Source organism: Kibdelosporangium banguiense (genome assembly GCF_017876405.1).
Taxonomy (GTDB): Bacteria; Actinomycetota; Actinomycetes; order Mycobacteriales; family Pseudonocardiaceae; genus Kibdelosporangium; species Kibdelosporangium banguiense.
The window spans coordinates 130494-143540 of the sequence record NZ_JAGINW010000001.1; the positions used below are offsets into that span (position 1 = coordinate 130494).

The 13047-nt window shown below is 67.5% G+C and carries 13 protein-coding genes; 4 read left to right on the forward strand and 9 right to left on the reverse strand.

Going from position 1 to position 13047, the window contains the following annotated elements:
• The first annotated feature begins 114 nt into the window (after nucleotides 1-114).
• The 4 genes from JOF56_RS00695 (at nucleotide 115) to JOF56_RS00710 (ending at nucleotide 3955) form a co-directional block, all read left to right on the forward strand.
• The gene (locus tag JOF56_RS00695) at nucleotides 115-534 is read left to right on the forward strand and encodes a hypothetical protein (RefSeq protein WP_209633335.1); all 420 of its coding nucleotides are present in this window, start codon (nucleotides 115-117) and stop codon (nucleotides 532-534) included.
• A 502-nt stretch (nucleotides 535-1036) separates the two neighbouring features.
• A complete protein-coding gene (locus tag JOF56_RS00700) occupies nucleotides 1037-2125 on the forward strand; it encodes an IS630 family transposase (RefSeq protein WP_209633336.1) in 1089 nt (362 codons plus the stop codon).
• 317 nt (nucleotides 2126-2442) lie between these two features.
• A complete protein-coding gene (locus JOF56_RS00705) occupies nucleotides 2443-2739 on the forward strand; it encodes a hypothetical protein (protein WP_209633338.1) in 297 nt (98 codons plus the stop codon).
• Nucleotides 2740-2959: 220 nt separating this feature from the next.
• Complete coding sequence (locus JOF56_RS00710) at nucleotides 2960-3955, forward strand: MFS transporter (RefSeq protein WP_307854857.1); 996 nt, start codon at nucleotides 2960-2962, stop codon at nucleotides 3953-3955.
• On the opposite strand, the gene JOF56_RS00715 is transcribed toward JOF56_RS00710, so the two are convergent.
• The 9 genes from JOF56_RS00715 to JOF56_RS00755 form a co-directional block, all read right to left on the reverse strand.
• Entirely contained in the window at nucleotides 3956-4150 is a 195-nt protein-coding gene (locus JOF56_RS00715; protein WP_209633342.1) for a hypothetical protein, read from the reverse strand. It abuts the gene before it with no gap.
• Between the two features lie 121 nt (nucleotides 4151-4271).
• Complete coding sequence (locus JOF56_RS00720) at nucleotides 4272-5054, reverse strand: hypothetical protein (RefSeq protein ID WP_209633344.1); 783 nt, start codon at nucleotides 5052-5054, stop codon at nucleotides 4272-4274.
• Nucleotides 5055-5112: 58 nt separating this feature from the next.
• Nucleotides 5113-5691, reverse strand: coding sequence for an RNA polymerase sigma factor (locus JOF56_RS00725; RefSeq protein WP_209633346.1), 579 nt, complete (start codon nucleotides 5689-5691; stop codon nucleotides 5113-5115).
• A gap of 130 nt (nucleotides 5692-5821) precedes the next feature.
• Nucleotides 5822-6946 carry a glutamate 5-kinase gene (gene proB / locus JOF56_RS00730; RefSeq protein WP_209633348.1) on the reverse strand — a complete coding sequence of 375 codons (1125 nt, stop codon included), beginning with the start codon at nucleotides 6944-6946 and terminating at the stop codon, nucleotides 5822-5824.
• The gene (gene obgE, locus JOF56_RS00735) at nucleotides 6943-8385 is read right to left on the reverse strand and encodes a GTPase ObgE (RefSeq protein ID WP_209633350.1); all 1443 of its coding nucleotides are present in this window, start codon (nucleotides 8383-8385) and stop codon (nucleotides 6943-6945) included. Before obgE ends, proB begins: the two co-directional genes overlap by 4 nt.
• A 73-nt stretch (nucleotides 8386-8458) precedes the next feature.
• Nucleotides 8459-8722 carry a 50S ribosomal protein L27 gene (gene rpmA / locus JOF56_RS00740; RefSeq protein ID WP_209633352.1) on the reverse strand — a complete coding sequence of 88 codons (264 nt, stop codon included), beginning with the start codon at nucleotides 8720-8722 and terminating at the stop codon, nucleotides 8459-8461.
• A 14-nt stretch (nucleotides 8723-8736) separates the two neighbouring features.
• The gene (rplU, locus tag JOF56_RS00745; RefSeq protein ID WP_209633354.1) at nucleotides 8737-9051 is read right to left on the reverse strand and encodes a 50S ribosomal protein L21; all 315 of its coding nucleotides are present in this window, start codon (nucleotides 9049-9051) and stop codon (nucleotides 8737-8739) included.
• Nucleotides 9052-9215: 164 nt separating this feature from the next.
• Entirely contained in the window at nucleotides 9216-11990 is a 2775-nt protein-coding gene (locus tag JOF56_RS00750; protein ID WP_209633356.1) for a translation initiation factor IF-2 N-terminal domain-containing protein, read from the reverse strand.
• 208 nt (nucleotides 11991-12198) lie between these two features.
• Complete coding sequence (locus tag JOF56_RS00755; RefSeq protein ID WP_209647925.1) at nucleotides 12199-12912, reverse strand: TIGR03936 family radical SAM-associated protein; 714 nt, start codon at nucleotides 12910-12912, stop codon at nucleotides 12199-12201.
• Nucleotides 12913-13047: the final 135 nt, after the last annotated feature.

Below are 13047 nucleotides of genomic sequence, written 5' to 3' on the forward strand. Positions count from 1 at the left end.
GAGCCAGCAGGCGGGCCGGTTTCCTGCACCGGGGCGGCCCCCGACGGCCTGGTGCGGTGTCGACCTCTCCCCCGGTTCGCCTGCTGGCCTGCGTAACCCGTTTGGAGGCTTCCCGTGGACACCACACGACACCTTGACCACTGGCTGAAGGCCATGCCCTCGGCAGGGTTCAGGTACGTCTACTGGCCGGACAGTGCCGCGCCGGAATACCTCGGCGGACTTCGACGGTGGCCATCGGGGATGGTCGACGTTGTGATCATCCGAGACGCGGACATTGCCGCCGCGTACCGCGTCCGGTGCGGCCGTCACGGCAACCCATTCCTCCCGGGGGTGCTGTTCTGGTCGGTAGAGGGTGCGGCGTGGTTTGTGACCCGCTCGGCGGTTGAGTTGCTTTCGCCGGACGCTCCCAACGCGCCGAACCGGGCGCATCCGATGCCACCGACGATTGCGGCCCTCGCCGAGCCGTTCGCGGCCGAGCGGTACTCAATGCGCATTCCGCCGCGTCACCAACCGCCGACTACGGGGGTGGCGTGATGCCTTGGTTCACGTGGGGGCTTGGCGGGTTCGCGGTCCTGGTGTGGGTCGCGATCGGGGGCTTGGTACTGCGTGAGACCCGTTGGGGCACACGGCTGTACCTGTGGCGTAGGAACCGGCGGTACCGGCGGGGGCAGTACCGGTGACTAATCTACCTCGTTGCACGTTCTCTGTGTCCGGTTCCGGTTGTCCCGGGTGCCGACACTGCACCCCCGTACCATCTGCCGACCGTGGTACTGCCGAGCCTGCCCGCACCCAAGATGCGGCCGGTACCAAAGAGGACAGCGACTAGTACCGGTTTTGTGGTGCGCACACCAACGGTTCGGGCACAAAGGATGCGGGCGCGCTCTGATCATGTGGATTGCCCTCCGCAGCAGAGCGGGGAGACGCGGGGCACACGAGGGGCGCGCCTTTCGCAGCGACGGCTTCCTGTATGCTTGACGGCAGACACCCGCTAGTGTGTCGAGTCGTAAGTTTCTAGGCAGTTGACTAGACTGGGTGGATGCCGAGTCCGAAGCCTGTGCCGCTGGAACTGTCCGATGAGGAGCGTCGGGTTCTGACGGGCTGGACGCGTCGTCGTATGACCGCGCAGGCGTTGGCGTTGCGGTCGCGGATTGTGCTGGAGTGTGCGAAAGATCGGTCGAACAGCGAGATTGCCGAGATTCTGGGGGTGTCGCGGGAGACGGTCCGTAAGTGGCGGGCGCGGTTTGTGCGGGATCGGTTGGAGGGGTTGACCGATGAGCCGCGGCCGGGGGCGCCGCGCACGATCACTGACGAGCAGGTCGAGCGGGTGATCACCGCGACGCTGGAGCAGAAGCCACCGCGCAATGACACGCATTGGTCGACGCGGTCGATGGCGGCGGCCACGGACATGTCGCAGTCGGCGATCTCGCGGATCTGGCGGGCTTTCGGCTTGAAGCCGCACCTGGTGCAGACGTGGAAGCTGTCCACCGATCCGCAGTTCATCGAGAAGGTCCGGGATATCGTCGGGTTGTATCTGGACCCGCCGACGAACGCGCTGGTGCTCTGTGTCGATGAGAAATCCCAGATGCAGGCGCTGGATCGCACCGCACCGATCCTGCCGATCATGCCCACCACCCCGGCGCGGATGACCCACGACTATGTCCGGCACGGCACTACCAGCTTGTTCGCCGCGCTGGACCTGGACAGCGGCTCGGTGATCGCCGAGCACCACCGCCGCCATCGCCACCAAGAGTTCCTGCGCTTCCTGAAAACGATCGACAAAGCCGTGCCGGCCGAGCTGGATCTGCACCTGGTCTGCGACAACTACGGCACCCACAAGACCCCTGAGGTCCAGAAGTGGCTGCTGCGCCACCCACGGTTCCAACTGCACTTCACCCCCACCAGCGGGTCCTGGCTGAACTTGGTGGAACGCTGGTTCGCCGAGCTGACCAGGCGCAAGCTGCGCCGCTCCGCTCATCGCAGCGTCGTCGAGCTCGAACGCGATGTTCGCGTCTGGATCAACGAATGGAACAAAGACCCGAAACCATTCGTGTGGACCAAGACCGCCGACGAGATCCTCGAAACACTAGCAGCCTACTGCCTACGAATTAACGACTCGGGACACTAGGCGTGCGACGGACTGGTGTTCACCCCAGCCGTTCACGGGCGCGGTGGTGAATAGGGACATATACGCGGCTTGTGGATTAATTTAAAACTTTTGACTTAAAGACGTAAATACTTAAAACGTAAATACCTAAAGACGTAAATTTTGAACTAGAACTCTCTCTGGGTTTTCGAAAATACATTAATTGATTTTTGTGACTTTCGAAATTTTAGACTCGTCCACCTCCGGGGGGACGGTCACCCGAGGAGCCCTAGCTCACCACCCGCGTACAGGCCCCTACTGGCAGTGTCGCACCCGGAGGCGGCGCCGTCGGAACGGGTGTGTACACCGTGTCACAACAGTCAATAGAGCGGTTCCTCACCGCATTGGCGCCTAACCCTGGGCTGCTGATCATCATCCTGATCGTGTTAGCCGTGTCCTGGATCGTGGTCACGCGTCTCGTCCTGAACAAGAGACAGCCAGGCGAGAAGGCGCAAATCTCAATCCTGGGGATGAAGATCGATCTCGGTGGGCGGGCCAAGCCGCAGAAGCGAAAGCAGGTCCAGCAGCAGCGACACAAACCCGCGCCCTCGTCAGTTCAGAAGGATGGTCGCACAGGAAAAGACGACCGGCCGTAAGTCCGTCGCGAATGTGTGCGCGCAGCAGGGTTGTCCACAGGTACCCGGGTTATCCACAGCCCAAGCACTTGCCTGTTGATTGCCCCGTTCGGCGTCCGCCAGCGTGGTGCACCTCGAACCAAGGGAGGTGACCATGTGGTCCAGCATCGGAACGGCGGACGCCGTGGCTGTTCTTGCCATGAGACCCCCTCACCGGTGGTACCTGTGAGGGGGTCCTTTGGTGCTCAGGGGTGTATCACACGGCCTGTTGCCGACGTTCGCCGCGGTCGGCTGGCTCGCGCCGGTTCTGCTTTTGCTCGCCCGTATCGCGCAAGGCATCTCGCTGGGTGGCGAGGTGTCGAACGCGTCGGCGTATCTGGGTGAGATCGCACCTTCGCCGCATCGCGGCCGTTATTCGGCGTTCTTCTACATCTCGACAGGCGGTGCGGTGCTGATCGCGTCGCTGCTCGGGTACTTCCTGGTGCGGATCCTCGACAAGGCCGACATGGCCAGTTTCGGCTGGCGGATCCCATTCATCGTCGGTGGTGTGCTGGGCATCGTCGGGTTGTGGCTGCGCCGCACCATCGACGAGACCGAGCATTTCGAGAAGAACAAGGACAAGGCGCGGCACGTCAAGAACCCGTTGCTGCTCACGCTGCGCAGGCACCCCAAGGCGGTCGGCCAGCTGATCGGCTACACGATGCTGTCCACGCTCTGCTACTACACGTTCTTCAGCACCCTGACGCCGTTCGCGATCAACTCACGGAAGGCTTCGGCGGACGACGTCTTCCTGGCGTTGTCGATCGGCACAGCGCTGTTCATCGCCCTGCAGTACCCCATGGGCATGCTGTCGGACCGTTATGGGCGAAAACCCCAGCTGCTGGCCTGGGCGGCGGCCACGGCCGTGCTCATCGTCCCGCTGTCCACTTTGATCACACCGAATCCGTGGAACCTGGTCGTGGTGTTCTGCGTGGGCCTCGGCCTGTACACGGCGATGACCTCGATCGCACCGGCGATCATGAGCGAGATGTTCCCGACCGAGGTCCGCGCTCTCGGCATCGGCGCCTGGTACAACCTGACTGTCGCGACATTCGGTGGCACCGCGCCACTTGTGAACACCGCGCTGTCGGAAGCCGGGAACGCCAACATCTTCTTCTGGTACGTCGCCGCGGGCGCCGCTGTCGCGTTCGCCGCCATCTGGACACTGCCCGAGACCAAAGGCATGCAGCTGAAATAACTACCCGGTGAACCGGAACCGGGCCTCGGCCTTGAGCGGGGCCAGCAGCTCGGCCACCGGGGCCAGTTCGAGGACCTCGCTGCGGCAGTGGAGGCACTCTTCGGTGTGCTGGTGGAACTGGTTTCTTTCCCGTGCGCTGAGGACTCCGAGCACGAAACTGCCGGCGGTGACTGTGTAGGGGCAGGAATGGATCATCGTGCTTCCTCCGCTTGAGCCTAGGTGGGCGGGCGGTGGCCCGGGGGTAGACCACCACCCGCCCTAGAGCGGCGACAGCGTTCCGGGGAATGAACGGCCGCCACTGGTGTGAGGGGCTGAGTCAGCGGTTGGGTCGCTCAGCCGGCTGATTACCGTTGGGCTCTTTCGGGTTCTTGTCGGGCCCGTTGCCGTTGTTGCCGGGATTGGCCCCACCGTTGCCAGGGGCGTTGCCGGACTTCCCACGCTGCTTGTCGTTCAGATCGACGCAGAACGCGAGCACCTTGTCCTTGCCGCCTGCCTGCTTGATCAGTTCGGTGAACGCCGGGTTTTCCAGTGCCTTGCCGTGATCTGCCTTGTTGCCCGCGGTAAGCGCGTTGCACAGTCCGTCGAACGAGGGCGACGGCGCCGGGTTCTGGTCACCGTTCGGCTTGTCAGGCTGGGTGTTCTTGTCCTTGTCGTTCTTGCCGGTCGCATTCGGTGCGCCGCCAGGGACACCGCCCGAGGAGTTTCCGGGCACGGTGTCGGTCCATGTGGACGGCGGGACCGGGGGCGCGGGCGTGGGGTCCTGGTTGGGCAGGCTGCCGGTCACGGCGGCAACTGCGACGCCGCCCACGGCCAGGGTCGCCACGACTGTGGCAGCGATCTTCACGGTGAGCATTTTGGCTAGCGCGACCTTGAGCATCGATTGTCTCCGTGGCTGACCGGCATCGGCGAGACGAGCGGCGCGGAACGCGGCCACCGCGGCTTCCTCACCGGCGAGTTCGCCCAGGCGCGCTGGGGCGGACGCTGCCGCGAGGAGACCGTTGAGCGCGTCCGATCCGTCGGTTCGCACCCGATCCGGCGCACCGTCGAGCATCTGCTCGGCGGTGCGCCGGTTCACCCGGCGGAAACGGTGCGCGCTCATCTCATGTCCTTCAGCGTCGAAGCCTTCATTTCTGTCACTCTGCCCGCGTTCATGCTGGTCATCCGGGGTTCTCGAGGAGTTCGGCGAGCTTGCGCAGACCGCGGTGGGCGGCGGTTCGCACAGCGCCGGGACGCTTGCCGAGCACCCGGGCGGCCGATGCCACGTCCAAGCCCATGACCACGCGCAGCATCACCGCCTCGGCTTGGTCCCGGGGCAGCTTCGCGATGAACGCAAGCGCCGCGTCGGTGGCCAGCGCGTCCACTGCGGACGCGGCGGTGTCCTCAGGTGCCGGCTGCTCGGGCAGATCGTCGACCTGCGCGTCCACCACTGGTCGCCGACGCTGGCGGCGCAGGTGGTCCATGGCCCGGTTGCGGGCGATCGTGGTGGCCCAGCCACGGAAACCGTCCAGATCGCCGCGGAACTTCGTCAGGTCACGAGCGATGTGCAGCCATGCATCCGATGCCACATCCTCGGCTTCCTCACGGCCCACCAGCACCCGTAAGTACCTCAGCAACGCCGGTTGGGTCGAGCGGTAAAGCAGCCGGAAAGCGTCCTCGTCGCCACCCTGCGCCGCGGTCAAGGCGATGGCCAAATCCTCGACAGGCCTGGACGGGGAATGGTCTTCGGTGGATCGCACAGCCGCACGGCCCCGTCTTACGGGAACGTCACGACCATCACCGAACGCGGCGGCACTCTGCACGCGCGACATCTTGAGCCATCTCCCGCAGAACGCCAACCCCCGGGTCCCGGATGCCGGGCAGGACAGCTCAAAAGGTACGAATGGGCACCAGATCATCGGCGTGCACGACTTCACGGCGTTGTTCGGCGGGCAACTCGTGGGTCGAGCGGCCGATCAAAGCGGGAAGCTCGGCCGCGTCGAAGGCCACGACACCACGCGCGACGACATTGCCGGCCAGATCGACGAGTTCGACCACGTCTCCGGCGTCGAATTCGCCTTCCACCGCGGTTATCCCGGCGCTGAGCAGGGAGCGGCGACGGTGTACGACCGCCGCGACGGCGCCGTCGTCGAGGCGCAGCTTGCCTGTGGCACCGGCCGCGTGGCCGAGCCAGAAGCGACGAGCCGACAGCCGGGTTCCGGTGGCGGCAAAGGCTGTGCCGACGTCCGCACCAGCAAGTGCTTGTGGGACTTGGGCAGCGGCGGCCAGCAGGACGGGAATTCCCGCTGAGGAGGCAAGTCTGGCGGCGGCCAGCTTCGAGGCCATCCCACCGGTGCCGAGGCCCGAGGCGCCGATGGCGCCCGCCCGGACACCGTCCACATCGGAATCACCGGTGACTTCCTCGATCAGCCGGGCGTCCGCGCCCACCCGAGGATCACCGGAGTAGAGACCGTCTACATCAGACAGCAGGAAGAGCCCGTCCGCGCCGACGAGATGGGCGACCAAGGCGGCGAGACGATCGTTGTCACCGAAGCGGATCTCCTCGGTGGCAACGGTGTCGTTCTCGTTCACAACAGGCACAGTGTCCAGCGCGAGCAGCTTGGAGAACGTGCGCTGGGCGTTGCGATAGTGCGAGCGGCGCACGACATCGTCGGCAGTCAGCAGAACCTGCCCGACTGTCAACGAATACCGCGCGAAAGACGCCGCATACGCGTGCGCCAACGCAAGCTGCCCAACGGAAGCAGCGGCCTGCTGCGTCGCCAGGTCACGAGGGCGACGCGCGATACCCAACGGCGCAAGACCCGCGGCAATAGCGCCCGAGGACACCAGCACCACCTGGCTGCCCGCAGCGCGCCGGGCGGCCAGAGCGTCGACCAAGGCGTCCAACCGGGCTGGGTCGAGGCCGCCTTCGGCCGTGGTCAACGAGGACGAACCGACCTTGACCACGATCCGATTGGCGGCGACCAGGGCCTTGCGGGTCGGCGACGTCGTCACTCGTCTTCATCCTCGATCGACTGGCCACGGCGCAGCTTGCGCGCCAGCTTGCGCTCCGCCGCACCGACGCGTTCGGTCTGCTCAAGCCGGATGTCCGTGCCACGCCCCGTCATCACGGCGGCGATACCGGCAGGCGTGGACGGCTCCCAGCTGAAGGTCCAGTCGCCGATGGTGACCGGGCACCCGGGCTGCGCACCCATGGATGCCAGCTTGTCCTCGACGCCGAGACGGTTCAGCCGGTCGGCGAGGTAGCCGACGGCCTCGTCGTTGTCGAAGTTGGTCTGCCGGACCCACCGCAGCGGGCGCTCACCCGTCACGATGAAGCCGGTCTCGTCCTCGGGATCGTGGATGATGTCGAAGCCCTTGTCGTCCACCGCGGTCGGCCGCAGGATCACCCGCGTCGACTCGACCACCGGCTGCGACGCACGGTACTGCTCGACCACTTCGGCCAGCGCGAAAGTCAGCTCCCGCAGGCCTTCCCTGGTCGCGGTCGAGATCTCGAAGACGGGCCAGCCGCGTGCCTCGAAGTCCGGTTTGACGATCTCGGCGAGGTCGCGTGCGTCCGGGATGTCGATCTTGTTGAGCACCACGACCCTGGGCCGCTCGGCCAGATCCCCGCCCAGCGCCGGGGTGTAGCGGGCCAGTTCGTCCTCCAGCGCGTCCACATCGGACATCGGGTCGCGGCCGGGCTCATAGGTCGCGCAGTCCACGACGTGCACGAGCACCGCACACCGCTCGATGTGCCGCAGGAAGTCCAGGCCGAGACCCTTGCCCTCGCTGGCACCGGGGATGAGGCCCGGCACGTCGGCCATGGTGAAGACGTGGTCCCCGCTGGTGATCACACCGAGGTTCGGCACCAGCGTGGTGAACGGGTAGTCGGCGATCTTGGGGCGGGCCGCGGACAGCACGGCGATCAGCGACGACTTGCCAGCCGAGGGGAACCCGACCAGGCCGACATCGGCGACCGACCGCAGCTCGAGCACCAGGTCAAGCCGCTCCCCCGGCTCGCCCAGCAGGGCGAACCCCGGCGCCCGGCGGGCCCTTGATGCCAGGGCAGCGTTGCCGAGCCCGCCACGGCCACCCGCAGCGGCCACGAAGCGCGTGCCGACACCGACGAGGTCGGCGAGCACCTCACCGGACTCGGTCATCACGACGGTGCCGTCCGGGACCTTCAGCTCCAGCGGCGCACCGTTCGCGCCGTCCCGGTTGGCTCCCGCGCCCTGCTTGCCGTTGCCCCCGGTCGCGTTCGGCCGGAAGTGGAAGTCGAGCAGGGTATGCACGCCGGGGTCGACGACGAGGATGACGTCCCCGCCGTTGCCACCGTTGCCACCGTCGGGGCCGCCGAGGGGCTTGAACTTCTCGCGGTGGACGGAGGCAACCCCGTTGCCGCCGTCACCGGCGGCGACATGGATCACCACACGGTCGACGAATCGGGACACGGCGGTTTCCTCTCTTGAAAGCACGAAGGGGCGGGCCCGACTAGGCCCGCCCCTTGTAGAAAACTCCGGTTACTCAGGCAGAGGCCTCGACCGGAACGATGTTGACGGTCTTGCGGCCGCGCTTCGCGCCGAACTGCACCGCGCCCGGGGCCAGTGCGAACAGCGTGTCGTCCTTGCCGCGGCCGACGTTCACACCGGGGTGGAACTTGGTGCCGCGCTGGCGGATCAGGATCTCGCCGGCTTTCACGACCTGACCGCCGAACCGCTTGACTCCCAGGTACTGCGGGTTGGAGTCACGGCCGTTGCGGGAGCTCGATGCGCCCTTTTTGTGTGCCATGGCTGGTCAGGTCCTTACTTGGTGATGCCGGTGACCTCGACGCGGGTCAGCTTCTGACGGTGACCCTGGCGCTTGTGGTATCCGGTCTTGTTCTTGAACTTGTGGATGCGGATCTTGGGGCCCTTGGTCTGGGCGACGACCTTGCCGGTCACCGACACCTTGGCCAGCGCGTCGGCATCGGTGGTGACGTCGCTGCCATCGACCACGAGCACTGCCGGGAAGCTGAGCTCGGTGCCCGGCTCGCCCTCGAGCTTCTCGACCTCGACGACGTCGCCCACGGCGACCTTGTACTGCTTGCCGCCGGTCTTGACGATCGCGTACGCGGACACGGAAGTCTCCTGCATTACTCGTTGGTGATGGGGGCCACGCGCGCCCTGATCTGTCCTTGACACACAGACCGGGCTGCACACGACGTGACCCACTGGACGGTGGGCCACGTACTAGGTTACAACACTGACTGATCGGCAGGGCCAGAGGGGGTGCGCCCGGACCTCTAGCTCTCCTGAGCTGCGTTGACCGGCGGACCGGCCGGCCGCGACGCCGAACGCCGCCGCTGACGGCGCGGCGGGGCGAACACGACGTCGTCGTCCACGCCCTGAGGCACCTCCGAAGACACAGCAGGCGCAGCAGTCACAGCCGCCACGTGCCCGTTGCTGCCCGGCTCGTGGATGGGCTCAGCCGGTTCCCCGGCTGCAGGCTCCTGCTCGACAGGCTCCTGCGATGCGACCGAAGTCTCAGTCGCGACGGGCTCCGCCGGCTCAGACACCTCGGCAGTCTCCTGCTCGGCAACCTCAGCCACGTCCGCGGCCTCAGCAGCTGCCTCGACAGCCTCCGGCACCTCTTCCGCAGCGACCTCGGCGGCTTCAGCCGTCGTCTCCGAAGACTCGACAGCCTCCACTGCCTCAGCCGCCTCAGCGGCTTCTGCTGCCTCGGCGCGGGCGCGCTCGGCCTTGGCCCGGCGCTCCGCCCGGGTCGGGCGCTCACGCGTCCGCTCCGGCTGCTTCTCCTCGACCTTGGCGGGCTTGGCCGGCTGCGCGTGCTGGTGGCCGTTGCCGCCGTTCGAGCCGTTGGTCTTCACGACCGGCTCGGTGGACACGATCACGCCACGCCCACGGCAGTGCTCACAGGTGGCGCTGAACGCCTCCAGCAGGCCCGTGCCGACGCGCTTGCGCGTCATCTGCACGAGGCCCAGGGAGGTGACCTCGGCGACCTGGTGGCGGGTGCGGTCGCGGCCCAGGCACTCCGTCAGCCGGCGCAGCACCAGATCCCGGTTGGATTCCAGCACCATGTCGATGAAGTCGATCACGATGATGCCGCCGATGTCGCGCAGCCGCAGCTGGCGGACGATCTCCTCGGCCGACTCCAGGTTGTTGCGGGTGACCGTCTCCTCGAGGTTGCCGCCCGATCCGGTGAACTTGCCGGTGTTCACGTCGATCACGGTCATCGCCTCGGTGCGGTCGATGACCAGGTAGCCGCCGGAGGGCAGCCAGACCTTGCGGTCCAGCGCCTTCAGCAGCTGCTCGTCGATGCGGAACTCGGTGAAGACGTCCGTCGTGCCGACGTGCCGCTGCAGCCGGTCCTGCAGGTCGGGCGCGACGTGCCGGACGTAGGCGTCGATGGTGTCCCAGGCGTCGTCGCCCTGCACGACCAGCGCGGAGAAGTCCTCGGTGAACAGGTCGCGCACGACCTTGACCAGCAGGTCCGGCTCCTCGTAGAGCAGCGTCGGCGCGGTGGCCTTCTTGACGTCGTCGGTGCCTTCGGCCTTGTCCTTGATGACCTGCCACTGCGCCTGCAGCCGGCGTACGTCGCGAGCCAGCTCGTCCTCGGCGATGCCTTCCGAGGCAGTGCGGATGATCACACCGGCGTCCTCGGGAACGATCCGCTTGAGGATGTCCTTGAGCCTGCGCCGCTCGTTCTCCGGCAGCTTGCGGCTGATCCCGGTGGCGCCGCCGCCGGGCACGTAGACCAGGAAGCGGCCGGGCAGGCTGATCTGGGTGGTCAGCCGGGCGCCCTTGTGGCCGACCGGGTCCTTGGTGACCTGCACGAGCACGCTGTCACCGGTGGACAGCGCCTGCTCGATACGACGGGCCTTGCCTTCCAGACCGGCGGCGTCCCAGTCGACCTCACCGGCGTACAGCACCGCGTTGCGGCCACGCCCGATGTCGACGAACGCCGCCTCCATGCTGGGCAGCACGTTCTGCACGCGGCCGAGGTAGACATTTCCGACCAGCGAACCCGAGCCGGACGCGGTGACGAAGTGCTCGACGAGCACGCCGTCCTCGAGCACGCCGATCTGGGTGCGGTCGGTCTGCTCACGCACGACCATCTTGCGGTCGACCGACTCACGCCGGGTCAGGAACTCCGCCTCGGACAGGATCGGCGCGCGGCGGCGACCGGCCTCACGGCCGTCACGACGGCGCTGGCGCTTGGCCTCCAGGCGGGTCGAGCCCCGGACGCTGCGAACCTCGTCACGGTCCGGTTTATCCGCTTTAGGCTTTTCGTCCCGCGCTTCCCGGACGTGCACAACGGTGTTCGGCGGGTCGTCCTCGTTGGCCGAGGCCTCCTCGCCGTCCGAGCCCTTGCGGCGACGACGCCGACGGCGCCGACGGCTCACGCCGTCCTCGGCAGCGTCCTCCGGCTCCTCTCCCTCGGGCTCGGCGGCTTCGGGCTCCTCCGCGGCGGCTGCCGGGGTCTCCTCTTCGTCCTGGTCCTCGGAGCCGTCCTCAGCCTGGCCGCCCTTGCCACGGCCACGGCCGCGACGACCACGGCGGCGACGACGACGCGTCGCGCCGTCCTCGTCGCCCGCCTCGGCGTCTTCGGCTCCGTCGGCGTCTTCGGGCTCCGTGACCTCGGTCACCGGCTCCTCGACGGCCACCGGCTCCGGCTTGACCGGCCGGGCCTTGGTCGCCTCGGGGGGCAGGAACAGCGGCGACGCGGAGGCGAACAGCGGCTGCTTGGGCGGCCGGGCCCGGCGCTCGGGTTCAGGCTCGGCGACTGCCTCGGCCTCCGGCTCGGGTTCGCCGACCGGCTCGAGCTCGGCCTCGTCGTCCTGCGGGGCCAGCGCGTCGACCACGCGCTGCGCCACCTCACGGCTGACGCTGGACTGCGCGCTGCGCACTTCCTGGTTCAGGTCCGCCAGTGCGTTGAGCACCTCGCGGCTGCTCGCCCCGAGCAGCTTCGCCAGGGCGTGCACCCTGATCTTCGGCGGCAGGTCGATCAGGTCCCGCTCGGTGGCGTCCTCACCGGCGGGCGTAGTCGTGTCCGACATGTAGCTCCTCCGCCCCCGGGCGCGTCCATAGAGGGACGCGGCCGCGCAGGGGCCTCTCGTGTTCGGTTCCGCCGCGCGAGGCGGCGGACGTTTGTGTCCTCCCGGAGTGCGCCGCCTTCCCCTGGCGCAGCCCGTCTCATTCAGTCCTGCTGGTCCGCCGCGCGAACGGCGGGAATCCTCGCCTCACGCCACCCGCGGGTGGCACAGGTCAGCTGTGGACGTCGTCCCGCGGCGGCTCCGGGCCCCGGTCAGGGGCCAGCGGGTCGGCGATGCCACCGCCATCGTCGAGCCGTCCCTGGGCCATCCGGGTCGCCTTCGCGGGCACCGGCGGTTCCAGAGCGGCGACGACACGGAGCGCGCTCAGCACGTCGTCCGGCCGTACGGCAGGTGTCGTCTGCCGTACAACTACGTCAAGTATCCCATACGGTTCGCCGTCCGCTGACACTTCACGGGTCAGCGCCCCTACAACCGCAGGTCGGACATTGATTGTCCGCATGCCGTTCTTGGTCAGCCGCTCCACTTCGGCCACTTCGAGGGCCATCAGCGCGTCCACCGCGGCGGCCAGGTCACCCGGCGCAACTCCGGGCACCTCGATCTGCCAGCGGCTGGCGTCGATCCGGTCGGCGAGCGAGCCGGACTCGGCCGCCACCGCTTCCAGCAGGTCCAGGCCAGGTGGCATGGCCCGATCCAGCTCCGCCACCAGCCCAGCCGGGTCGACCACCTCGATGAGCTGGATCTCCACGTACTCGGCCTCGCTGGCCGCACCGGTGGGCGCCGCGCCGATCCAGGAGATCTTCGGGTGCGGGTTGAAGCCCTGGGAGAACGCCATGGGTACGTGGGCCCGGCGCAGGGCGCGTTCGAAGGCCCTGGCGATGTCGCGGTGTGATGTGAAACGCAGCCGGCCGCGTTTGGCGTAACGCAGCCGGAGCTTCTGAACCCCTGGTGGCGACGGATTGGGCTGGTCTTGACGGCTCAGCGTTACTCCTTCTGGTGGACTGCGGCGGCTCCGCTGGTGCACACCTGCTGTCGGCTGGCACCGTACCGGGAGGCGCAATTC

Coding starts and splice junctions, on each gene's coding strand:
- JOF56_RS00700 (WP_209633336.1), top strand. CDS start 1,037: ATGCCGAGTCCGAAGCCTGTGCCGCTGGAACTGTCCGATGAGGAGCGT.
- JOF56_RS00715 (WP_209633342.1), bottom strand. CDS start 4,150: ATGATCCATTCCTGCCCCTACACAGTCACCGCCGGCAGTTTCGTGCTC.
- JOF56_RS00720 (WP_209633344.1), bottom strand. CDS start 5,054: ATGAGCGCGCACCGTTTCCGCCGGGTGAACCGGCGCACCGCCGAGCAG.
- rpmA (WP_209633352.1), bottom strand. CDS start 8,722: ATGGCACACAAAAAGGGCGCATCGAGCTCCCGCAACGGCCGTGACTCC.
- JOF56_RS00750 (WP_209633356.1), bottom strand. CDS start 11,990: ATGTCGGACACGACTACGCCCGCCGGTGAGGACGCCACCGAGCGGGAC.